The 21515-nt window shown below is 75.1% G+C and carries 20 protein-coding genes; 12 read left to right on the forward strand and 8 right to left on the reverse strand.

Annotation, left to right across the window (positions count from 1 at the left end):
- The first annotated feature begins 34 nt into the window (after positions 1 to 34).
- From K2224_RS35905 to K2224_RS35915, 3 genes are read left to right on the forward strand one after another with little or no spacing between them, the layout of a single operon-like run.
- Positions 35 to 358: a hypothetical protein gene (locus K2224_RS35905; protein ID WP_221911290.1), complete on the forward strand. Its 324-nt coding sequence runs from the start codon at positions 35 to 37 to the stop codon at positions 356 to 358.
- On the forward strand, positions 355 to 1173 hold the full coding sequence (pcaD, locus tag K2224_RS35910) for a 3-oxoadipate enol-lactonase (protein ID WP_221911291.1): 819 nt from the start codon (positions 355 to 357) through the stop codon (positions 1171 to 1173). The genes K2224_RS35905 and pcaD overlap by 4 nt, the downstream gene beginning before the upstream one ends.
- A complete protein-coding gene (locus K2224_RS35915; RefSeq protein WP_221911292.1) occupies positions 1173 to 2375 on the forward strand; it encodes a 4-hydroxybenzoate 3-monooxygenase in 1203 nt (400 codons plus the stop codon). The genes pcaD and K2224_RS35915 overlap by 1 nt, the downstream gene beginning before the upstream one ends.
- Here the strand turns inward: K2224_RS35915 and K2224_RS35920 are convergent.
- The 3 genes from K2224_RS35920 to K2224_RS35930 all read right to left on the reverse strand — a co-directional run bounded on the left by K2224_RS35920 (position 2351) and on the right by K2224_RS35930 (position 5284).
- Positions 2351 to 3475 carry a PP2C family protein-serine/threonine phosphatase gene (locus K2224_RS35920; RefSeq protein ID WP_221911293.1) on the reverse strand — a complete coding sequence of 375 codons (1125 nt, stop codon included), beginning with the start codon at positions 3473 to 3475 and terminating at the stop codon, positions 2351 to 2353. The two genes, K2224_RS35915 and K2224_RS35920, sit on opposite strands and share 25 nt — an antisense overlap.
- 225 nt (positions 3476 to 3700) lie before the next feature.
- A complete protein-coding gene (locus K2224_RS35925; protein ID WP_260693677.1) occupies positions 3701 to 4009 on the reverse strand; it encodes a hypothetical protein in 309 nt (102 codons plus the stop codon).
- A gap of 69 nt (positions 4010 to 4078) precedes the next feature.
- Positions 4079 to 5284: a serine hydrolase domain-containing protein gene (locus tag K2224_RS35930; RefSeq protein ID WP_221911294.1), complete on the reverse strand. Its 1206-nt coding sequence runs from the start codon at positions 5282 to 5284 to the stop codon at positions 4079 to 4081.
- Between the two features lie 160 nt (positions 5285 to 5444).
- Here K2224_RS35930 and K2224_RS35935 point away from each other — a divergent pair, with 160 nt between their 5' ends.
- Positions 5445 to 6119 (forward strand): isochorismatase family protein, encoded by a 675-nt coding sequence (locus K2224_RS35935; RefSeq protein ID WP_221911295.1) that lies wholly within the window; start codon positions 5445 to 5447, stop codon positions 6117 to 6119.
- On the opposite strand, the gene K2224_RS35940 is transcribed toward K2224_RS35935, so the two are convergent.
- Positions 6082 to 6909 (reverse strand): lipase family protein, encoded by an 828-nt coding sequence (locus K2224_RS35940; protein ID WP_221911296.1) that lies wholly within the window; start codon positions 6907 to 6909, stop codon positions 6082 to 6084. The genes K2224_RS35935 and K2224_RS35940 overlap by 38 nt on opposite strands.
- A gap of 216 nt (positions 6910 to 7125) precedes the next feature.
- Between K2224_RS35940 and K2224_RS35945 the strand changes: the two genes are divergently transcribed.
- The 7 genes from K2224_RS35945 (at position 7126) to K2224_RS35975 (ending at position 15522) form a co-directional block, all read left to right on the forward strand.
- Positions 7126 to 7539, forward strand: a complete 414-nt coding sequence (locus K2224_RS35945; protein WP_221911297.1) for a hypothetical protein — start codon at positions 7126 to 7128, stop codon at positions 7537 to 7539.
- Positions 7539 to 8135, forward strand: coding sequence for a (2Fe-2S)-binding protein (locus K2224_RS35950; RefSeq protein WP_260693678.1), 597 nt, complete (start codon positions 7539 to 7541; stop codon positions 8133 to 8135). Before K2224_RS35945 ends, K2224_RS35950 begins: the two co-directional genes overlap by 1 nt.
- Complete coding sequence (locus tag K2224_RS35955; protein ID WP_221911298.1) at positions 8132 to 9151, forward strand: xanthine dehydrogenase family protein subunit M; 1020 nt, start codon at positions 8132 to 8134, stop codon at positions 9149 to 9151. The genes K2224_RS35950 and K2224_RS35955 overlap by 4 nt, the downstream gene beginning before the upstream one ends.
- Entirely contained in the window at positions 9148 to 11274 is a 2127-nt protein-coding gene (locus K2224_RS35960; RefSeq protein WP_221911299.1) for a xanthine dehydrogenase family protein molybdopterin-binding subunit, read from the forward strand. The genes K2224_RS35955 and K2224_RS35960 overlap by 4 nt, the downstream gene beginning before the upstream one ends.
- Before the next feature lie 157 nt (positions 11275 to 11431).
- Positions 11432 to 11974 (forward strand): ATP-binding protein, encoded by a 543-nt coding sequence (locus tag K2224_RS35965; protein WP_221911300.1) that lies wholly within the window; start codon positions 11432 to 11434, stop codon positions 11972 to 11974.
- A 281-nt stretch (positions 11975 to 12255) separates the two neighbouring features.
- Positions 12256 to 14313: a phosphocholine-specific phospholipase C gene (locus tag K2224_RS35970; protein ID WP_221911301.1), complete on the forward strand. Its 2058-nt coding sequence runs from the start codon at positions 12256 to 12258 to the stop codon at positions 14311 to 14313.
- Positions 14314 to 14463: 150 nt separating this feature from the next.
- Complete coding sequence (locus tag K2224_RS35975) at positions 14464 to 15522, forward strand: aldo/keto reductase (protein WP_221911302.1); 1059 nt, start codon at positions 14464 to 14466, stop codon at positions 15520 to 15522.
- 123 nt (positions 15523 to 15645) lie between these two features.
- Here K2224_RS35975 and K2224_RS35980 read toward each other — a convergent pair whose 3' ends face one another.
- Together K2224_RS35980 and K2224_RS35985 are read right to left on the reverse strand one after the other, a co-directional pair.
- The gene (locus K2224_RS35980) at positions 15646 to 16821 is read right to left on the reverse strand and encodes an Ig-like domain-containing protein (RefSeq protein ID WP_260693679.1); all 1176 of its coding nucleotides are present in this window, start codon (positions 16819 to 16821) and stop codon (positions 15646 to 15648) included.
- A 149-nt stretch (positions 16822 to 16970) separates the two neighbouring features.
- Positions 16971 to 18221 (reverse strand): DUF6777 domain-containing protein, encoded by a 1251-nt coding sequence (locus K2224_RS35985; protein ID WP_221911303.1) that lies wholly within the window; start codon positions 18219 to 18221, stop codon positions 16971 to 16973.
- 219 nt (positions 18222 to 18440) lie between these two features.
- On the opposite strand from K2224_RS35985, the gene K2224_RS35990 reads away from it, so the two are divergent.
- On the forward strand, positions 18441 to 19754 hold the full coding sequence (locus K2224_RS35990; RefSeq protein ID WP_221911304.1) for a streptophobe family protein: 1314 nt from the start codon (positions 18441 to 18443) through the stop codon (positions 19752 to 19754).
- A 12-nt stretch (positions 19755 to 19766) separates the two neighbouring features.
- Here the strand turns inward: K2224_RS35990 and K2224_RS35995 are convergent, their stop codons facing one another.
- Both K2224_RS35995 and K2224_RS36000 read right to left on the reverse strand, forming a co-directional pair.
- Positions 19767 to 20837: a serine/threonine-protein kinase gene (locus tag K2224_RS35995; protein WP_398200867.1), complete on the reverse strand. Its 1071-nt coding sequence runs from the start codon at positions 20835 to 20837 to the stop codon at positions 19767 to 19769.
- On the reverse strand, positions 20834 to 21493 hold the full coding sequence (locus tag K2224_RS36000) for a hypothetical protein (RefSeq protein ID WP_221911305.1): 660 nt from the start codon (positions 21491 to 21493) through the stop codon (positions 20834 to 20836). The genes K2224_RS35995 and K2224_RS36000 overlap by 4 nt, the downstream gene beginning before the upstream one ends.
- Positions 21494 to 21515: the final 22 nt, after the last annotated feature.

Consider the following 21515-nt stretch of genomic DNA (forward strand, 5'->3'; position numbering starts at 1 on the left):
GCCGTCCGCGGGCCTGCCGGGGCCGGCGCCGCCGATGCGGTACAACCTCGGTACGGCCGGGCATCCGGTCGCCCCCCTGGGGGCCCCGGGCGCGGTCCGGGGCAGCCTCGCCGCGGCCCTCACCGCCCTGACCGGCCGCGGCGGGGCCTACGGGAGGCCGGCGCCGGCCGGCACGGGCCGCCGCCCCCGCCGGCCGTCGGAGCACTCCCGCCGCCCGGGACCCCGCGCCCGGGACCGCCCGCCGCCCGGCCCGCACCCCGCCCACGGCACCACACGCACCTCACGTCACCCCGCGCACCGCCCCGCGCCTCATCCGCACCACCCGCACGACCGGTACGACCCGCAGGAGCCCGTATGACGCCGCCCGCCGCCCCCGCACTGCACCACACCGCCGACGGCCCGCCCGGCGCCCCGCCGCTCGTCCTCGGCCCGTCCCTGGGCACCGCGCTCACCCTCTGGGACGCCCAACTCCCGGCCCTGGTCCGCCGGTTCCACGTCCTGCGCTGGGACCTCCCGGGCCACGGCGGCAGCCCCGTCGACGCCCTGGCCGACCCCCGGTCCGCCACCGTCCCCGAACTGGCCGGGCTGGTCCTCGCCCTCGCCGACTCCCACGGCCTCGACCGGTTCGCCTACGCCGGCGTCTCGTTGGGCGGCGCGGTGGGCGCCTGGATCGCCGCGCACCACCCGGGCCGGATCGCCTCGCTCGCCCTGATCTGCTCCTCCGCGTGGTTCGGCGAGCCGGCCGGCTGGCGCGAACGGGCCGCCCTGGTCCGTGCCAAGGGCACCGACGCGGTCGCCGACACGGCCGCCGGCCGCTGGTTCACCCCCGCCTTCGCCACCGCCCCCGAGGCCACCGCCCTCGTCGAGGCACTCCGCACGGACGTCACCCCCGAGGGGTACGCGGCCTGCTGCGACGCCCTCGCCGCCTTCGACCTGCGCTCCGCCCTGCCCCGGATCGCCGCCCCCACCCTCGTCGTGGCCGGCCGCGCCGACCCGGCCACCCCGCCCGCGCACGCCCGTGAACTCGCCGACGGCATCCCGGGCGCCCACCTCGTCGAACTGTCCGGCGCCGCCCACCTCGCCGGCGTGGAACGCCCCGCCGAGGTCCTCGCCGCCCTCCTCGCCCACCTCGCCCCCCTCCACACCCACCCCGACCCGGGAACGGACCTCTGATGCCCCGCGGGGCCGCCCCACCGCGCGAGACCGCCGTCGGCATCATCGGCGGCGGGCCCGCCGGGCTGCTGCTGGCCCGGCTGCTGCACCGCGCCGGTGTCGACTGCGTGGTCCTGGAGAGCCGCGACCGCGACTACGTCGAGCAGCGGCAGCGCGCCGGCATCCTCGAACAGGGCACCACCGACGTGCTGCGCGCCTGCGGGGCGGGGGAGCGGCTGGACCGCGAGGGCCTCGTCCACGACGGCATCGAGCTGCGCTACGACCGGCGCGCCCACCGCCTGGACTTCCCGGCGCTGACCGGCGGCCGCCGGGTGACCGTCTACGCCCAGACCGAGGTCGTCAAGGACCTGATAGCGCTCCAACTCGCCGACGGGCCGCCGCTGCTGTTCGGCGCCCGGGCGCTCGCGGTCACCGGCGCGGACACCGACCGGCCCCGCATCCACTACGCCCACGGCGGCCGCGAACACACCCTCACCTGCGGCTACGTCGCCGGCTGCGACGGCTTCCACGGCGTGGCCCGGCAGGCGGTCCCCGAGTCCGCCCGCCGCACCTACACCCGCGGCTACCCCTACTCCTGGCTCGGCGTCCTCGCCGACGCCCCGCCCGCCCACGACGAGTTGGTCTACGCCCACTCCGAGCGCGGCTTCGCGCTGCTCAGCATGCGCACCCCCACCGTCTCCCGGCTCTACCTCCAGGTCCCCAACGGCACCGACCCGGCGGACTGGCCCGACGAGCGGATCTGGGACGAGCTCCGGGCCCGCGCCGCCGTCGACACCGCCCCCTGGAATCCGGTCCGCGGCCCGCTCACCGCCAAGGCGGTCCTGCCGCTGCGCAGTTCGGTCACCGAGCCGATGCGCTGGGGCCGGGTGCTGCTGGCCGGCGACGCCGCCCACATCGTCCCGCCCACCGGCGCCAAGGGCCTCAACCTCGCCGTCGCCGACGTCACCGTCCTGGCCCGCGCCCTGGTGCACCGGCACCGGACCGGCTCGGCCGAACTGCTCGACGGCTACTCCGCCACCTGCCTGCGCCGGGTCTGGCGCGCCGAGCACTTCTCGCACTTCATGACCACGACCCTGCACACCGCCCCGGACCAGAGCCCCTTCGACACCCGGCTCCAGCTCGCCGCGCTCGACCGGATCGCCGGCTCCCGGCACGCCGCCGCCGAACTCGCCGAGAACTACACCGGACTGCCGCTGCCCTGACCGGCCCCGGGGCCCGGCCGCTCCGGGGCCGGACGCCCCCTGCGGTACCGCACCAGCAGCATCGCCGCGTCGTCGTGCAGCGGCCCCTCCGCGTGGTCGACCACGTCCTCCCGGACCGCCTGCAGCGCCGCCTCCGGATCGGGGTCCTTCAGCAGATGGGCGCGCTCGTCCAGCGGGTAGAACCAGCCGGCCGAGTCCCGGGCCTCGGTGACCCCGTCGGTGTAGAAGAGCAGCTGGTCGCCCGGGGCGAACGGCACCTCGTAGGGGACCGGCGCGTCCGGGCGGTGGTCCATCAGGCCCAGCGGCAGGGCGCGTTCGGACGGCGCGGCGTAGCGGACCTCGCCGGAGGGGCGGACGACCAGCGGGGAGGGGTGACCGAAGTTCAGCAGCGTCGCGTTCGGCCCGTCGCCGATCTCGGCGAGCACCGCGGTCACGAACCGCTCACCGGACAGATGGCGGTTCAGCGCCCGCTCGACCCGGGCGCCCACCGCCGGCAGGTCCGGCTCGTCGTGCGCCGCCTCCCGGAACGCGCCGAGCACCACCGCCGCGCTCTCCACCGCCTCCAGGCCCTTGCCCTGCACGTCCCCGACGATGATCCGCACCCCCGCGGGCGAGGTCACCACCTCGTAGAGATCACCGCCGATCCGGGCCTCGGCCACCGCCGAGGTGTACGACACCGCGATCCGCAGCGGGCCGGCGCCGCGCGGCACCGGCCGCAGCAGCACCCGCTGGGCGACCTCGGCGATCGACCGGACGCTGGCCAGCTCCTCCTCCCGGCGCTGCCGCATCACCGCGGCCACCACACCGGCCGCGGTCACCCCGGCCACCGACAGCAGCGCGGTCAGCCCGCGTCGGTTCTCGAACAGCCCGCTGTGCACGCTGAGCCCGACGCAGAGCACGGCCGCGGTCAGCCCGACCAGCGCGGTCCGCCGCCAGCCGCCGACCAGACCGGCGAACGCCGGCCCCAGCGACACCAGGGGCAGAAAGCCGACCCCCGGGCCCGCGGTGAGGTCCACCGCGCCGACCGCGGTCATGACCAGATACGGAAGCGCCGCCAGCGCACGGGAGCGGGTGCGCTGCTCCCCCTTCTCCACGGTCAAAGGTCCACTCCGGCGTTGTGACGGCCCGGGACCGGCCGGCCGGCGGTCCCGGGGAGGCGATCGGGCGCGAAGGGCCGACCACCGGTCCGTCACATGTCCAAAACCGGCCCTGGGGCCCCCGACCTGAGCATATGCAACATTTGCCGGACTGGCCGACGGGGGCCGGACCGCCGTTACCGAATCGCAGCAGCACCGGGCGGCGTCGGCCGGCGGGGACCGGAGGGGTTACGGGAGGTACGTCCGCGCGCTGTTCACCCGGCCGGGGCGCAGGATCCGGATCGGGCCGCGGTTGCAGTCGGGACAGTCCGCGCGGGTCAGCGGTGAGGGCACCCGGTGGCCGTGCGCGAAGTAGTCGGCGCGCCGGTGGCCGGCGAGATCGGTGGTGTGCCGGATCTCGTACTCCTCCTCCCAGCCGTGACCGCAGTGCAGGCAGACGAACGCGTACGCCTCGTGAACCGTCTCGGTGTCCCTCTCCATCGTCACCACGCCCTCTCCCCGGGCCGTCGCAGCCGCGGCGGCGCCGGACGGATCCATGCCGCACCACCCATTATCGCGCCGCAGCGGCGCGCCGGAAGGGTCCGGACCGGCCCTCAGGATCGGCCCTCAGGACCGGCTCCGCATCTCCGCCAGCGCCGTGTACACCGCGGCCACCAGCGCCCGGCTCCGCGGATCCTCGCCGCTGGTCCCGCCCCCGAAGCGGTTCATGGTGTACGCGTAGGCCAGCCCGTTCTCCGGGTCGGCGAAGGCGTACGAACCGCCGGCGCCGCCGTGCCCGAACGCCCGCCGGTTGGGGCCCGCCTGGCCCCGGTCGTTGAGCATGTAGCCCAGCCCCCAGCGGTACGCCGAGCCGCGGCCCGCCGGGGCGAACGCGCCGAGCGTCAGGTCCGGCTCGTCCGGCCGGCTCTGCGAGCGGCGCATCGCCTCCAGGGTGGCCGGGCCGACCAGCCGGCCGCCGGCCAGCGCCGCGTAGACGGCGGCCAGCCCGCGCGCCGTGGCATGGCCGTTGCCGGCCGGGATCTCGGCCGAGCGGTAGGCGGCGCTGTTGACGTCGCCGATGGGGACGTAGCGCAGCGCCAGCGTGACCGGGGCCAGCGGGTGCTCCGCGATCCCGCGCACCGGGGGGTTGGGCAGGTGCGGGTAGCGCTCGTCGAACAGCTCCTCGTCCAGCTGCCCCACCATGTCGGCGCACCGCGGATGCTCCGCGGCCGGGGTGCCGACGAAGAGGTCGGCGCCGAGCGGCCCGGTGATCTCCCGGCGCAGGAACGTGCCCAGTGACTGTCCGGTGATCCGCCGGACCACCTCGCCCACCAGGTAGCCGAACGTCGTGGCGTGGTAGCCCTGCGCGGTGCCCGGCTCCCACCAGGGCGGGGTGTTCGCCAGGGCGTAGCAGACGTACTCCCAGTCGTAGGCGCGGCCCTCGGCGAGCGGTTCCCGGGGCGCCGGGAGCCCGGCGCGGTGGCAGAGCAGCCAGCGCACCGGTAAGGACTCCTTCCCCTCCCGGGCGAATTCCGGCCAGTACCGCGCGACCGGCGCGTCCAGGTCCAACTCGCCGCGGTCCACCAGGAGATGGGCGCACAGTGCGGTCATCCCCTTGGTCGTCGAGTAGACGTTGACCAGGGTGTCGCGCTCCCACGGGCGGACGCCGTCCGCGTCCGCCCGCCCGGCCCACAGGTCCACCACCGGCTCCCCGTCGAGCATCACGGCGACCGCCGCCCCGACCTCGCGGCCCGCGCGGAAGTTCCCCTCGAACGCCGTCCGCACCCCCTCGAAACCCGGTGCGCACCGGCCGTTGACGGTGGCAGCTTCCACGGTGCCTCTCCTCGCGTCGTCGCGGTGCGGTCGTGTGCCGCGCCCCACCGGGCACCTAGGGATGATCCGCCCGGGTCGATGCCTGTGGCAACCATGCGGGTGCGGCCGGAAGTCGTCCCGCCCGACCGGACCAGCGCCGCGGGGCGCGATGATGGCAGGCATGACCGCTGCTCCGCCCGCCCCGCCCGCCCGGCCGATCCGCCCCGTCCACGCGCTCCTCGTCGTCGACGTGCAGTCCGCGTTCGTCGCCGGAGAGGAGGCGGTCCCCGACGCGGAACGGGTCCTGGACCGCGCCCGCGACCTGCTGGGCCGGGCCCGCGCGGCGGGCGCCCTCGTCGTCCACCTCCAGAACGACGGCCCGCCCGGCAGCGTCGACGCCCCGCACACCCCCGGCTGGGAACTCCACCTCCCCGTGGAGTGCGGGCCGCGCGAGCACGTCGTCCGCAAGACCGAGGACGACGGCTTCGCCGACACCCGGCTCGGCGCCCTGCTCACCGGCGCCGGCGCCACTGAACTGGCCGTGTGCGGGGTGCTCTCCGAGATGTGCGTGGCCGCCACCGCGCGGACCGCGCTGGCGCTGGGCCACCGCGTCGTCCTGCCGCACGACGCGCACGCCACCTACGACATCCCGGCCGCGCCCGGCATCAGCGGCGTCGTGCCGGCCGCGATGTCCTCCCGGGCCGCCGAGTGGGCGCTCGGCGACGAGGTCGAGATCGTCCCGCACGCCGTCGCCGTGCCCTTCGCCTCCCTTCCCCTCCCTCCCGCCCCACCCGCCCCCGCCGCCTCCGGTCGTGGGCTCAGTCCTGCGGGGCCGCCGCCTTCTCCAGCGCGCTGACGTACGCGGTGATGAAGTGGTCCCGGACGCCGTCCGTGGCGGGGGCCAGCAGATCGGCGGTCAGGCCCCGGCCGCGGTCCAGCAGGCCGCCGAGCAGCGGCATGGTGTTGTGCAACGCGCCGCGGGAGTCGATGTAGCGCAGCGCGGAGACATGGCGGAAGACCGGCTCCGGGGGGAGCTGGGGGACGATGTCGTTGTTGTTGACGAAGCGGAACATCCGCTCGGTGAAGGCGGAGTTGAACTCCCGGGCCAGGGTCGGGTCGCAGGTGCGGGGCTGGCCGAAGGTGTAGACGCCGTCGGCGGTCAGCCGGGGGTCCTCGAAGTGCAGCCGGGCGCCGGCCAGCATCGCCAGCGCCCCGCCCAGGCTGTGGCCGGTGAAGTAGAGCGCCTGGTCGTCGTCCCGGAACTCCTTGAGCGTGGTGAGGAGCTGGGGCCAGACCGACTCCAGCGCCTCGGCGAAGCCGTGGTGGACGGCGCCCCGGCCGCCCGGGCCCGGCCACGGCGGGGTGTCGGCGTCGGACAGCCAGTCCCGCAGCTCGGCCGGCTCGGTGCCGCGGAACGCGGTGATGATCATGTGCCGCCCGCCGAGGGTGTACGCCTGGGTGTCCCGGAGCGGGAACGGCGGGCGGAACGCGGTGTGGTGGTGGCGCACCCGGTCGAAACCCCACCTCCCGGCCGCCGCCTCGATGGTCGGCTCGTCCTGGTACGCGAGCTCGGCTGCGCGGACCATGCACAGTGCCTGACGGAGGCTGTAGCCGGTGGCCTGCTGGTCGACGAGGGAACTGGTCAACGGGTGCTCCTGGGAGATCGGGAGAAGCGGACGGCTCGGACGCAGAGCGACTACGGAGCGCACGCTCTGACTACACAACGTAACTCCGTGGTGGTGCGGCGAGCAGGTGCGCCCGTTTAAACCACTCGTTCGAGCCTCCGGTCGCACACACCGGGGCGCGGAGCGAGCCTGGAAGCGTCCGGAACCCCCGTGCGGCACCCACAGGAAGGGCCCACAGTGAACAGCGCGGAACACGCGTCATCCCCGGAACACGTATCGGCCGAGGTCGTGGTGGAGGTCGAGGGCTGCGCTGCGGCGGACGCCCACGCCGTCTTCGGCGCCCTGCGCACCGCCTTCCGTTCCGACCGCGCCGCGGACGACGTCCCCCGGGAGATGGCCGGGCCGGGCACGACGGTGTGGACCTCCACCGTCGACGTCGGTGAGCGCGGCACCGAACCCGAACCGCGGCCGCTGACCGCCCCGGTGGTCGTCACCCTCCAGGGCGGCTACTGGGCGGTGGACCAGCTGTGCGCCGGCCTGAAGCCGGCCTTCGCGGTGACCGTCCTCGGCATGGCCGCCGGCGACCAGGAGAAGGAGGTCGAGCTGCGGCTGGAGACGCTGCGGCGGACCGTCACCAAGGGCGCCCCCTGATGGCGCCGGGGGAGGGCCTCCCGGACACCACCGACACCGGCCCCCACCCGGTCAACGGCGGCCACTCCTCGCTCGCCCTCACCATCAACGACACCCCGCACACCCTCGCCCTCGACCACCGCACCACCCTCCTGGACCTGCTCCGCGAACACCTCGGCCTCACCGGTGCCAAGAAGGGCTGCGACCACGGGCAGTGCGGCGCCTGCACCGTGCTGGTCGACGGCCGGCGCGCCAACAGCTGCCTGCTGCTGGCCGTGACGCTCGACGGCCGCCGGATCACCACCGTCGAGGGCCTCGCCGACGGCGAGCGGCTGCACCCCCTCCAGGCCGCCTTCCTGGACCGCGACGCCCTCCAGTGCGGCTACTGCACCCCCGGCCAGATCTGCTCGGCCGCCGGCGTGCTGGCCGAGGCGGCCGCCGGCTTCCCCTCCCTCGTCACCCCGGAGACCGCCCCGTCGGGGGAACCGGTGGCGCTCACCGACGACGAGATCCGGGAGCGGATGAGCGGCAACCTGTGCCGCTGCGGCGCCTACCCCGGGATCGTCGCCGCGGTCGCCGACGCGGCGGCCGCCGGGGCGGAGGTGACCGGCCGATGAGGCCCTTCGGGTACCTGCGGGTCGGCAGCGTCGACGAGGCGGTGCGCGCGGCGGCCGGCCAGCCCGGCGCCCAGTTCCTCGCCGGCGGTACCAATCTCGTCGACCTGATGAAGCTCGGCGTGGAGTCCCCGCGCACCCTGATCGACGTCGGCCGGCTCCCGCTGGACCGCATCGAGGAACTCCCGGGCGGCGGCCTGCGGATCGGCGCCATGGTCCGCAACGCCGACCTCGCCGCGGCGCCCGCCGTCCGCGACCGCTACCCCGCGCTGTCCCAGGCCCTGCTGGCCGGCGCCTCCGGGCAGCTCCGCAACGTCGCCACCACCGGCGGCAACCTCCTCCAGCGCACCCGCTGCGGCTACTTCCAGGACACCGCCAAACCCTGCAACAAACGCGAGCCCGGCAGCGGCTGCCCGGCCCGCGAGGGCGCCCACCGCGACCTCGCGGTGCTCGGCCACTCCGCGCACTGCGTCGCCACCCAGCCCTCCGACATGGCGGTCGCCCTCGCCGCCCTGGACGCCACCGTCCGCCTGCACGGCCCCGAGGGCGAACGCACCGTCCCCGCCGCCGACTTCCACCGGCTGCCCGGCGACACCCCCGAACGGGACACCGAGATCCGGCTCGGCGAACTCCTCACCGCCGTCGACCTGCCGCCGCCCCGCCCCGGCGCCCGCTCCCGCTACCGCAAGGCCCGCGACCGCGCCTCGTTCGCCTTCGCGCTGGCCTCCGTCGCCGCCGTCCTCGCCGTCCGCGACGGCCTCGTCGAGCACGCCGCCCTCGCCTTCGGCGGCCTCGCCCACCGCCCCTGGCGGGCCCGCGCCGCCGAGGCCGTGCTGCACGGCGCGCCCGCCACCGAGGAGACCTTCGCCCGCGCCGCCGACGCCGAACTCGCCGCCGCCGCACCGCTGCGCGACAACGGCTTCAAGGTCCCGCTGGCGCACGCCCTCGCCGTCGGCGTCCTCACCGACCTCGCCGCGCCCGGCCGCCCCGCCCCCCGACCGCAAGGACCCGCGCCATGAACCACGCTCCGTTCCCGCCGGGCCCGCCACCGCACCCGCTGGGCACCCCCCTGGTCCGCCGCGAGGGCCGCGAGAAGGTCACCGGCACCGCCCGCTACGCCGCCGAGCACACCCCGCCCGGCTGCGCCCACGCCTGGCCGGTGCCGGCCACCGTCGCCCGCGGCCGGATCACCGCCGTCGACACCGCCGCGGCGCTGGCCCTGCCCGGGGTGATCGCCGTCCTGACCCACGAGAACGCGCCCCGCCTGGCCGCCACCGACGACCCCACCCTCGCCGTGCTCCAGGAGGACCGCGTCCCGCACCGCGGCTGGTACGTCGCGCTCGCCGTCGCCGAAACCCTGGAGGCCGCCCGGGACGCCGCCGAGGCCGTCCGCGTCCGCTATGCCGAGGAGGAACACGACGTCCTCCTGACCGCGGACCACCCCCGGCTGTACGTGCCGGAGGAGGTCTTCGGCGGCCCGGGGGCCCGCGAACGCGGCGACTTCGACGCGGCGTTCGCCGCCGCACCGGCGACCGTCGACGTCACCTACACCGTGCCGCCGCTGCACAACCACCCCATGGAGCCGCACGCCGCCACCGCCCAGTGGGCGGACGGCCACCTCACCGTCCACGACTCCAGCCAGGGCTCCACCAGGGTCTGCGAGGACCTGGCCGCCCTCTTCAAGCTCGGCACCGACGAGATCACCGTGCGCTCCGAGCACGTCGGCGGCGGCTTCGGCTGCAAAGGGACGCCCCGCCCGCACGTCGTGCTCGCCGCGATGGCCGCCCGGTACACCGGCCGCCCGGTCAAACTGGCCCTGCCCCGCCGCCAGATGTCCGCCGTCGTCGGCCACCGCGCACCCACCCTCCAGCGGGTGCGGATCGGCGCCGGCCGGGACGGCGTGATCACCGCCCTCGCCCACGAGACCGTCAGCCACACCTCCACCCTCACCGAGTTCGTCGAACAGGCCGCGATCCCGGCCCGCATGATGTACACCTCGCCGCACAGCCGCACCGTCCACCGCATTGCCGCCCTCGACGTCCCCACCCCCTCCTGGATGCGCGCCCCCGGCGAGGCCCCCGGGATGTACGCCCTGGAGTCCGCGGTCGACGAACTCGCCGCCGCCCTGGACCTCGACCCCGTCGAACTGCGGCTGCGCAACGACCCCGACACCGAACCGGACTCCGGCCGCCCCTTCAGCAGCCGCCACCTCGCCGACTGCCTCCGCGCCGGCGTCGAGCGCTTCGGCTGGCCCGCCCGCGACCCGCGCCCCGGCGTGCGCCGCGACGGCGACCTGCTGCTGGGCACCGGCGTCGCCGCGGCCACCTACCCCGTCCTGATCTCCGCCTCCGACGCCGAGGCGCACGCCGACCCCGACGGCGGCTACCGGATCCGGGTCAACGCCACCGACATCGGCACCGGTGCCCGCACCGTCCTCACCCAGGTCGCCGCCGCCGCGCTCGGTGTCCCCGAGGACCGGGTCCGGGTCGACATCGGCAGCAGCGACCTGCCGTCCGCCGTGCTCGCCGGCGGCTCCTCCGGTACCGCCTCCTGGGGCTGGGCCGTCCACAAGGCGTGCACCGCGCTGCGGGCCCGGCTCCGCGACCACGACGGGCCGCTCCCCGCCGGAGGGATCACGGTCGCCGAGGACACCCGCCGGGAGGCCGCGGAACCCTCCCCCTACGCCCGGCACTCCTTCGGCGCGGTCTTCGCCGAGGTGCAGGTCGACACCCGCACCGGCGAGGTGCGCGTCCGGCGGCTGCTCGGCCAGTACGCGGCCGGGCGGATCCTCAACCCCCGCACCGCACGTTCCCAGTTCGTCGGCGGCATGACCATGGGCCTGGGCATGGCACTCACCGAGGACAGCGCCCTGGACCCGGTCTTCGGCGACTTCACCGCCCGCGACCTGGCCGCCTACCACGTCCCGACCTGCGCCGACGTCCGGGCCGTCGAGGCGCACTGGCTCGACGAGGAGGACCCGCACCTCAACCCCATGGGCAGCAAAGGCATCGGCGAGATCGGCATCGTCGGCACCCCGGCCGCGATCGGCAACGCGGTGTGGCACGCCATCGGCGTCCGGCTCCGCGAGCTGCCGCTGACACCGGACAAGGTCCTGGCCGCGCTGGCCGTGCCGCTCACCTGAGAGCCGGTCGACTCAAACGGACCTCCCGCGTTGCGGGCCCGGATGCCGCGGGTCAGCATGGCAGTCCACCCATACTGACGGTTGCTCACTCTTCGTGTTCGGGGTTCGTTGGTCCGACGAGGTGAAGGACGTGAGCCTCGCGGTGAGGAGCCACCACATGACACCACCCGGCGACCGGCACTACACGGTCGAACTGCACGTCTCGGCGGAGCGCGTCCCCCAGATCCGGCGGATCGTCGCCGCGCACCTGCGCCACTGGAACCTCGAACCGCAGATCCCGGCCGTGTGCGAGGGGGTGGCGGAACTCCTGACCAACGTCCACCGCCACGTCGGCCCCGACGCCCGCTGTGTGGTCGAACTCCGGCGCACCGGCCGCCATCTGACCGCCGCGGTCGCCGACGAGGGCCCCCGGCTGCCCCGGCTGGAGTCCGCCGCCGACGGCGGACTCGCCCGGATCGCCGCCCGCAACGACAGCTGGGGCACCTGCGGCACGCCCGACGGCAAGGTCGTCTGGTTCACCCGCCGCGTCGGCGCGGCCCGCACCGCCCGGTCCGCCCCGTCCGCCCCGCTGCGCAGCGTGCCCGACGTGGTGCCGCCCCCGCCCGCCCCGCAGCCGCCCCTCCCCGCGGCCGAACCCGCGGCACCCCCCGCCGCCCCGGCCCCCACCGGCCCGTCCCCGTCGGAGGCGACGCTGGTCTAGGACAGGCCCCAGCCCCGGCTCGGCACCGCGAACGGCCGGCGGGTCACGGTAGAACCACCGTGACCCGCCGGCCGTTTGTCCTGCCCGGGCGCCGCCGGCCGGCGAGTTCGCCCTCCGTACCGCGAGGTGTCACCTCCGGGACACCCCCCCTTCCCGGACCCTCGTTCCTCTTGGAACACTCTGCTGACCGCTGTACCCGCGGTATCCGAACGACCCCTTCCGCACCGCCCTCCCGACCCGACCGTCCGTCATCCCCCCACCCACACGAGGTCCCCAGACACATGGCTGACATCAACCGCCGGCGCTTCCTCCAGATAGCCGGCGCCACCGCCGGCGCCACCGCCCTCTCCAGCAGCATCGCCCGCGCCGCCGCCATCCCCGCCCGGCGCAGCGCCGGCTCCATCAAGGACGTCGAGCACATCGTCGTCCTGATGCAGGAGAACCGCTCCTTCGACCACTACTTCGGCTCGCTGCGCGGCGTCCGCGGCTTCGGCGACCCGCGCCCGGTCACCCAGCCGAACGGCAAGTCCGTCTGGTACCAGTCCGACGGCGGCAAGGACCTGCTGCCCTACCACCCCGACGCCGAGAACCTCGGCATGCAGTTCATCGAGGGCCTCAACCACGACTGGCACGGCGGCCACCAGGCGTGGAACAACGGCCGGTACGACCAGTGGATCCCCGCCAAGGGCACCGGCACCATGGCGTACCTGACCCGCAAGGACATCCCCTTCCACTACGCGCTCGCTGACGCCTTCACCATCTGCGACGCCTACCACTGCTCGCTGATGAGCTCCACCGACCCCAACCGCTACTACATGTGGACCGGCTACGTCGGCAACGACGGCACCGGCGGCGGCCCGGTCGTCGGCAACGAGGAGGCCGGCTACGGCTGGACCACCTACCCCGAGCGCCTGGAGAAGGCCGGCATCTCCTGGAAGATCTACCAGGACATCGGCGACGGCCTGGACGCGGCCGGCAAGTGGGGCTGGATCGACGACGCCTACCGCGGCACCTACGGCGACAACTCGCTGCTCTTCTTCAACCAGTACCGCAACGCCAAGCCCGGCGACGCGCTCTACGACAAGGCCCGCACCGGCACCAACGTCAAGCAGGGCGGCGGCTACTTCGACCAGCTCAAGGCCGACGTCAAGGCCGGCAAGCTGCCCCAGATCTCCTGGATCGCCGCCCCCGAGGCGTTCTCCGAGCACCCCAACTGGCCCGCCAACTACGGCGCCTGGTACGTCTCCCAGGTCCTGGACGCGCTCACCTCCAACCCCGAGGTGTGGAGCAAGACCGCGCTGTTCATCACCTACGACGAGAACGACGGCTACTTCGACCACGTCGTCCCGCCGTTCCCGCCGGCCTCCGCCGACCAGGGCCGCTCCACCGTGGACACCGCCCTGGAGCACTTCCCCGGCAACGCCACCTACGCCGCCGGCCCCTACGGCCTGGGCCAGCGCGTCCCGATGCTGGTCGTCTCCCCCTGGAGCACCGGCGGCTACGTCTGCTCCGAGGTCTTCGACCACACCTCCGTCATCCGCTTCATGGAGCGCCGCTTCGGCGTCCACGAACCCAACATCTCGCCCTGGCGCCGCGCCATCTGCGGCGACCTGACCTCCGCCTTCGACTTCTCCCTGGAGAACACCAAGCCGGCCTCGCTGCCGGACACCAAGGGGTACCAGCCGCCGGACCACAAGCGGCACGACAGCTACCACCCCACGCCGCCCGCCAACCCCGTGCTGCCCAAGCAGGAGGCCGGCTCCCGCCCCAGCCGCCCGCTGCGCTACGCCCCGCTGACCGACGGCAAGGCCGATGTCGCCGGGGGCCGCTTCACCCTCACCTTCAGCGGTGGCGGCGCCGCCGGCGCCTGCTTCCTGGTCACCTCCGGCAACCGCACCGACGGCCCCTGGACGTACACCACCGAGGCCGGCAAGACCCTCTCCGACACCTGGAACTCCGCCTACTCCAAGGGCAGTCACGACCTGACGGTGCACGGCCCCAACGGCTTCCTGCGCACCTTCCGGGGCCCCGGCAAGAAGGCGACCCCCGAGGTGACCGCCCGCCACGACGCCGCCTCCGGCAGGCTGGAGCTGTCCTTCACCAACCCGGGCACCGCCCCCGTCCGCCTGACCGTCGCCAACGCCTACGGCGGCGCCAAGCAGACCGTGCGGGTCGACCCCGGCGGCACCGTCACGCAGCGCGTGGACCTCACCGCGAGCAAGCGCTGGTACGACCTGACCGTCACCGCCGACACCGACGCCGGCTTCCTGCGCCGCCTCGCCGGCCACGTCGAGACCGGCAAGCCCGGCGTCAGCGACCCGGCACTGCACACCGCCTGACCGGCCCGGCCGGGAGGCGCCCGGCACCGGCGCCTCCCGGCCCCACCGCTGCCTGCCCCCGCCCGCCAACCCACCGGCGGGAATGTCGCCTTGCCCTGGAGCGCACTCCAGCTCCTAGCGTGTGCCCCACCACCGACCAGAGGGGAACACGTGCGGTACACACTGTTCGGCAGGACCGGTCTGCGGGTGAGCGAACTCGCCCTGGGCACCATGACGTTCGGCGAGGACTGGGGCTGGGGCGCCGCCAAGGAGACCAGCGCGCGCCTCCTCGACGCCTACGCGGACGCCGGCGGCAACTTCCTCGACACCGCGAACAACTACACCGGCGGCACCTCCGAGACGATGCTCGGCGAGCTGCTCGCCGGCCGACGGGACCGCTTCGTGCTGGCCAGCAAGTACACCTGCGCCACCGCCCAGGGCGACGTCAACGCCGGCGGCAACCACCGCAAGAACCTCGTGCAGTCCGTCGAGGCCAGCCTCCGCCGGCTGAACACCGACCGCCTGGACGTGCTGTGGGTGCACGCCCGGGACAACTTCACCCCCGTCGAGGAGGTGATGCGCGCCCTGGACGACCTCGTGCGCTCCGGCAAGGTGCTCTACCTCGGCGTCTCGGACTGGCCCGCCTGGGAGATCGCACAGGCCAACACCCTCGCCGAGCTGCGCGGCTGGACCGCGTTCGCCGGCTCGCAGCTGCGCTACAACCTGCTGGAACGGACCGTGGAGCGCGAACTGCTGCCCCAGGCCCGCGCCTTCGACCTGGCCGTCCTCGCCTGGGCACCGCTCGCCGCCGGCAAGCTCACCGGGAAGTACCGGCGCGGCGAGTCCGGCCGGCTGGACGACCACGACTGGGACAACCGCGCCGACCACAACGCCGAGGAGACCGTCACCGCCGTCCTGGAGATCGCCGAGCAGGGCGGCTGGAGCCCGGCCCAGGTGGCGCTGGCCTGGCTGCGGCAGCGCCCCGGCAACATCGTCCCGATCATCGGCGCCACCAAGGAGCACCAACTGGCCGACAACCTCGGCAGCGTCGAGGTGACCCTCGACCCGGACGCCCTGGCGCGGCTGGACGCCACCAGCGCGGTCCCGCTCGGCTTCCCGCACGCCTTCCTCCGCGAACCGGGCATCACCGAGACCGTCTACGGCGACCGCTGGGCCGCCATCGAGGACCGGCGCTCCACCTACCGGCGCACCGTCCACGACATCCGCTGACCGTCCGTACCTCCGCCCGCGCCCCGCGGAGCCCGGCCGGTACGCGGAACGCCGCCGCCCGGACGTCCCGGGCGGCGGCGCTTTCCGGTCTGATGCGGCCGGTGCGGCTGCCTCAGCGCGCCGTCACTTCAGTGCGCTGCGCTGCTGCCACTGCTGCCAGTTCTCCTGCCAGACCTCCAGGCCGTTGCCGACGTCGGTCTTCGCGGTGCTGGAGGTGCCCTTCACCTCGACCGTGGAGCCGATGCTCAGGAAGTCGTACGCCTTCTTGGCGTCCGAGGTGGTCATGCCGAAGCAGCCGTGGCTGTTGTTGACCACGCCGATGGACTGGTTCCAGGGCGCGGAGTGCAGGAAGGTGCCGGACGCGGTGAGGTGGGTGACCCACTTGGAGTCCAGCATCCACTGGTTGCCGTAGCCGATGGTGGCGGAGTCCATGGTCTCGGCGGCGTTCTTGCTGCGGACGGTGTGGATGCCGCCGCGGGTGGGGGCCTCCGGGGAGCCCGCCGAGCCCTTGATGGTGTCGACCGCCTTGCCGTTCTCGTACAGGGTCATGCTGTGCGAGGGCACGTCGATGACGGCCTTGTGGTCGGCGCCTATCTTGAAGTCGAAGTCGTAGTCCCGCGCGAAGTAGCGGCCGCCGCCGGAATCTATCCCGCCCAGCGCGCCCCGCACCGAGACCTTGGTGCCGCTCGGCCAGTAGTCCTTGGGCCGCCAGTCGATCCGGTCCTTGCCGTCCCAGTCCCGCACCCAGCCCCAGGCACCCTCCACCTTCGGCTGGCTGGTGACCTTCAGCGCCTTCTCGACCTCGGCGCGCCGGCTCTTGTCCACCTTGTCGTCGAACTTGATCGAGATCGGCATGCCGGTGCCGACCGTCTGCCCGTTGCCCGGCGTGTTGGTCAGCTTGTTGACCTTCTCGGCCTGCTCGGTGGTGAAGGTCGAGGTGGCCGAGGACTCCTTGCCGCCGGTGGACTTCGCCTTGGTGGTCACGGTGTAGGTGGTCTTCGGCCGGACCTTGCCCTCGGACGTCCAGGACGCGCCGTCGGCGGCCAGGTGGCCCGGCACCTTGTCGCCCTTGTCGTCCTTGACGTCGACCGCGGTCAGCTTGCCCCCGTCCGCCTTGACGGATATCGGCGAGCCGAGCTTCGCGGCGTTGCCGCCGGCGGCCGGGGTGACGGTCACCTTGGCCGCCGGCTCCGCCGCCGTGGACGAGCCGGCGCCGGTCCCGCACGCGGTCAGCAGCAGTCCCGCCGCGAGGGCGGCGGGTATCAACCGGGCGGTGTGGCGGCGTGTTCCGGCGTGCACGAGGGTCCCTCCAAAGCTGAACAACGGACAGCGGCGGAGCCGGAGGCATCCGCCGCATATACAGATGTTTTGTCCGCTTCAGAGGTTGTGCGGTGCGCCGGTTTATTAGGACACAGTTCGATATCGAAGTCCGGAGGGCGCCGCGCGGATCAACTGGATCCGGACCCGGTCGGGGTGCTGGGGGTCACGCTCCCGCCGGGCTGCTCCGGTGTGGTGGACCCGGGCGTGGGCTGCTCGGGGGTCGAGGGACTGCCCGGCGTCGAGCCGGGACTCGACGGGGACTCCGGCGAGGTGCCGCCCGGCGACTGAGGTGACTGCGGCGTCCCACTCCCCGGCGAACTGGGGGATGACGGGGCGGACGGCGGCGGGGAGAACGGCGAACTGGACGGCGCCGGCGCCGGCTGGTCCGTACTGCCGTCGGTGCCCTGCGGGCGGCTGAAGTACTGCCCGTTGACCCCGTCCTTGAGGACGAACGTCTGCACCGGCTCCGGCGCCGGCTGCACCGTCACCACGTCCGAGTCCCGGAACTCCGGCCAGGGTTTGCCCTGCGTCGTCAGTCCCTGCCCGCCGGCCGCCGGCTTCGTCAGCGGGTTCCCGCAGGCGCAGCGCACCCGCGGCACCCCGAGCGCGTCCACCAGCACTGCCGTGCCCGCCTGGAGCACCGCCTGGTAGGAGGTGGGTTTCCCGTCCTGGTAGCCGTGGTTGGTGACCCAGGTGTCGACCCGCAGCTGCACCGGCGTCAGCGACCGCAGATACGTCGGCAGCTCCCCGACGCTCGTCCCCACCACGCCGGCGAACGCCTGCGCCTTGTCCCGGTCGCGGTCGAGATAGCGGATCTGCTTCTCCACGTCGCAGCTGGCCTTGGATTGGCTGCCGCCGTAGAGGCCGGGCGCCGCCCCCGACACGCTCATGGCCTGGTGGTCGCCGTGCGGTGCGACGGACGGGGTGGCCGTCGGGGACGCGGTGCCGTCACCGTTCACCGTGGAGTCGGTGTACGGGGCCGGGCCCGACGAGCCGGCCGACTCCAGGTGCAGTGCGCCCGCGGTCCCGCCGCCGCCCAGGCGGGGCAGCACCACAGCGAGGACCACGGCCACGACCACCACGGCCGCGGCGAGCGCGATCCGCGGAGCCGACCGCCACCAGGGCCGGGACGGGCCGGGGGGCCCGCCGCCCGGGCCGCCCCGATCGCCGTCCCCTCCGCCTCCGTCGCCCCCTCCGCCCCCTCCGCCGCCGGTGTCGACCGGGGGCGGAGCGCCGCCGGTGCCCGGCACGGTGGGCCGCCCCGGCTGCGGCGACACGCGGGTCGGCGGGTGGGAGTCCCCGGTGGGGGTGAGCGGCCCGGACGGCGGGCCGATCGGCTCGCGTCCCGGCTGGTCGTCCGGTGGCGGTGAAGATGTCACGGGTCCCTCTTCCCGGCGTGCTGGGGCCATCGGGCAAGGCGAACTGAGCCCGGATTTGCGGGTGTAGGAGCAGGTATCGGCATATGCGCGTGTGCTTATGGGCAATTGTGTGCTCAGGTCGGGCGCGCTCCGCAAGCGGGGAGGTACGGAACGTGCGTACCGTGGCCGGGACGGCGCCTCGGCCCCGCGCCCGGCACGAGACACCCGCAGGAGGCAGTCGTGAGCCAGCCGCGCGGCCCGGCGGCGACCGGTCCGGAGAGCCCCTCCCACGGTGTCCCGGCGGTCCTGCGGGGCTGGGCGGAGGCGCTCGGCGCCGCGGTGGCGGGCCTGGTGACCATGGTCGTGACCGCCGCGCTCGGCCTGTGGGCGGCGGGCGCGGCCGACCTCCCCGCGGGCGGCTTCCCCTCCGTGGTCGCGGCCGCCGTCGTCGCCGCGGCCGGCGGCTCGCTGCACGCGACCGGAGACGCCGGGATCATCGCCGAGGCACACGCCGCCGTGGACGCCGTCCCGCTGTCGGTGACCCTCGCCGGCACCCTGGTCACCGCCGCGGTCTTCCTGCGGCCGCTGCGGCACCGCGCGGTCGCCCCGGCCGGCGAACTGCTCGGCCGGATCGCCCGGACGGCGGTGTGCTGGCTGGTCCTGCTGTGGCTGATCGCGCTCGCCGCCCGGCACGACTTCACCGTCTCCGTCGGCAACGACCTCGCCGACCGGATCGGCGCCCTCCTGGGCAGCACCCCCACCGTCGGCTTCCGCGCCGACGTCCCGGCCACCCTCGGCTACGGCCTGCTGTGGGTGCTCGCCGTACTGGCGCTGGCCTTCCTCGTCTCGCGCGGGGCGCCGCTCTCCGCCCGGCTGCTGCGCTTCCAGGACGCGGTCCGCCCGCCGGCCCACGCGATGCTGCTGACCCTGCTGGTCTACGCCGGGCTCGGGCTGCTGGTCGGGATCGCCGAGCTGATCGCCCGCGGCGAACCGGCCCGGACCCTCGCGGTGATCCTGCTGGGCCTGCCCAACCTCGCCTGGCTCGCGCTGGGCATCGGCACCGGCGGCGCCTGGACCGGCCATGTCGACAAGGCGCTCGGACTGCCGCTGCCGCACGCCCTGGAGGAGGTGCTGCGGCACCGCGGGACGCACACCGTCGACCTGGGCTCGCTCGGCGCCGAGGACGGCCGGGTCCGGCTGCTGGTCGCGGTGGCCGCGGTGGTGCTGCTCGGCGCCGCGTTCGCCGCCGCGGTCCGCGCCCCGGCCCGGACGCCCCTGTGGCGGCACGCCCTGGAGATGGCGGTGGCGCTGGCGCTGACCCTCCTCGTCGTCGGGCTGCTCACCCGGGTGGACGCCCGTTACGGGCTCTCCCTGATCGGCGTCGGCGACCTCGGCGGCGACCTGGGCGGCGCGGTGACGCTGCAGCCGCAGCTGTGGCGGCTGGTGGGGGTGGGCGCCGCCTGGGGCCTGGTCACCGGCTTCGCCGGCGGCCTCGCGGCGCGCCGGGTCCGGCACCCCGGTGAGATCCGCGACGCCCGTCCGCCGGGTCCCTGACGACCCGCCGGGCTACGCCCCCCGGGTGCCCGGTGCCGGGAACACCGGGAGTGCCCAACTCGGCGGCGGCGGGGGAGTGGTCCCCGGGCCGGTGCCGCGGTCCGCCCCGCCGGCCGGGACGTCCGACCGGGTCGGCACCGGCGCCGGCATCCCCGCCGACCCGACCCGCCCGGCCGCCCGCAGTGCCGCCACGAACCCCCGGCAGGTCCCGTACCGCTCCTCCGGTGTCTTGGCCAGCGCCCGGGCGAACACCGCGTCCACCGCCGGCGGCAGGTCGGGCCGCGCGGCGCCGGGCGCCGGCGGCGGCTGGTGCAGATGGGCGCCGAGCAGCGCCCGGTCGTCGTCGCGGACGAACGGCGGCGTCCCGGCCAGCATCTCGTAGGTCACGCAGGCCAGCCCGTAGACGTCGCACCGGCCGTCCACCGGGCGTCCGGCGATCTGCTCGGGCGCCACGTAGTCCAGCGTCCCGATGAACTGGCCGACGCTGGTGAAGCCGGTCAGCGACAGCGACTTCTTCATCAGCCCGAAGTCGGTCAGATAGACGTGCTCGGGCCGGTCGCTGTCGGTGCCCTCGGCGATCAGCACGTTGCCGGGCTTGACGTCGCGGTGCACCAGGTCGCGGGCGTGCGCGGCGTCCAGGGCGGACGCCACCTGGCCGGCGATCCGGCAGGCGGTCGCGAGCGGCAGCCGGCCCTCGGCGTCCAGCAGTGCCCGCAGATCGCGGCCCGCGACGTAGCGCATCGCGATGTAGAGGAGCCCGTCGGCCTCCCCGGCCTCGAAGACCGGCACGATGTGCGGGTGGTCGAGCGATGCGGCCACCCGCGACTCGTACGCGAAGCGCTTGCGGAAGGTGTCGTTCCGGGCGAGTTCGGGGGCCAGCAGCTTCACCGCCACGGTCCGGCCCAGCCGCAGGTCCTCGGCCTTGTAGACCACCGCCATCCCGCCCCGGCCGATCTCCTCCCCGAGCAGGTACCCGGCGATCCGCCGGCCGCTCAGCCCGCCCGAGTCCGGCGCCGGCGACCGCTCCCGGGGCCGGGCGCCCGCCGGCTCACCGGCCCGCTCGCCGCCCGGCCACCCGCTCACGTCCGGTCACCCGGCCCGCCGGGCGGTGGGAACGGCGGCGGGAACTCCGCCTCACCGGGCAGCCCGCCCCCGCCCCCCGCGCTCCTCGCGTCCTCCGCGCCGCCGGCCGGCCCGGCTTCCTCCGGCACCCGCCCGTCCCCCGAAGTCCCGTCCTCCGGTGCCCCGTCCGCCGAGGGCTCGTCCGTCACGGCGAACGTCTCCAGCGACACCCCGTCGCAGAAGCACCACCGCTCGTGCGGCGCGTCGTACAGCCACACCGCGTCGCCGTCCACCACCGCCCCGATCCGGCTCCCGCCGGTCCGCTCCGCGAACGCCTCCCGGTCCAGCCGCCCGGCCAGCAGTTCCTCGACCCCCTGCCGGTACCGGGCCAGCGCGTCCTCGACGGCGGCCAGCAGCGGGCGGGGGTCCGCGGTCCGGGCGGTGGGCCGCCCGGCGGTCGGCGGGCCGTGCGGCACCGACAGCAGCCGCCGCCCGTCCACCCACGCCGACCAGCCGTTGGAGCACCGCGCCAGCGCCCAGTCGCCGCGCCGCCGGACGACCTCGACGGGCAGCAGCGGATCGAGCGGCACCAGCGGACGGGCGGCATCGGGCGCCGCCCAGGTCGGCATCCCGTCCGGCGGGACGACATGGCTGGGGCGGAAGTCCGGCGTGGTCACAGGCGGCTCCTCCACGCTCCTC

This window comes from Streptomyces sp. BHT-5-2, assembly GCF_019774615.1.
Lineage (GTDB): Bacteria > Actinomycetota > Actinomycetes > Streptomycetales > Streptomycetaceae > Streptomyces.

What these genes read in the sequence shown, in the direction of transcription:
- K2224_RS35965 (WP_221911300.1), top strand. Translation starts at nt 11,432, where the DNA reads ATGACACCACCCGGCGACCGGCACTACACGGTCGAACTGCACGTCTCG.
- K2224_RS35925 (WP_260693677.1), bottom strand. Translation starts at nt 4,009, where the DNA reads ATGGATCCGTCCGGCGCCGCCGCGGCTGCGACGGCCCGGGGAGAGGGC.
- K2224_RS35915 (WP_221911292.1), top strand. Translation starts at nt 1,173, where the DNA reads ATGCCCCGCGGGGCCGCCCCACCGCGCGAGACCGCCGTCGGCATCATC.
- K2224_RS35970 (WP_221911301.1), top strand. Translation starts at nt 12,256, where the DNA reads ATGGCTGACATCAACCGCCGGCGCTTCCTCCAGATAGCCGGCGCCACC.
- pcaD (WP_221911291.1), top strand. Translation starts at nt 355, where the DNA reads ATGACGCCGCCCGCCGCCCCCGCACTGCACCACACCGCCGACGGCCCG.
- K2224_RS35950 (WP_260693678.1), top strand. Translation starts at nt 7,539, where the DNA reads ATGGCGCCGGGGGAGGGCCTCCCGGACACCACCGACACCGGCCCCCAC.
- K2224_RS35960 (WP_221911299.1), top strand. Translation starts at nt 9,148, where the DNA reads ATGAACCACGCTCCGTTCCCGCCGGGCCCGCCACCGCACCCGCTGGGC.
- K2224_RS35955 (WP_221911298.1), top strand. Translation starts at nt 8,132, where the DNA reads ATGAGGCCCTTCGGGTACCTGCGGGTCGGCAGCGTCGACGAGGCGGTG.
- K2224_RS35935 (WP_221911295.1), top strand. Translation starts at nt 5,445, where the DNA reads ATGACCGCTGCTCCGCCCGCCCCGCCCGCCCGGCCGATCCGCCCCGTC.
- K2224_RS35905 (WP_221911290.1), top strand. Translation starts at nt 35, where the DNA reads ATGCGGTACAACCTCGGTACGGCCGGGCATCCGGTCGCCCCCCTGGGG.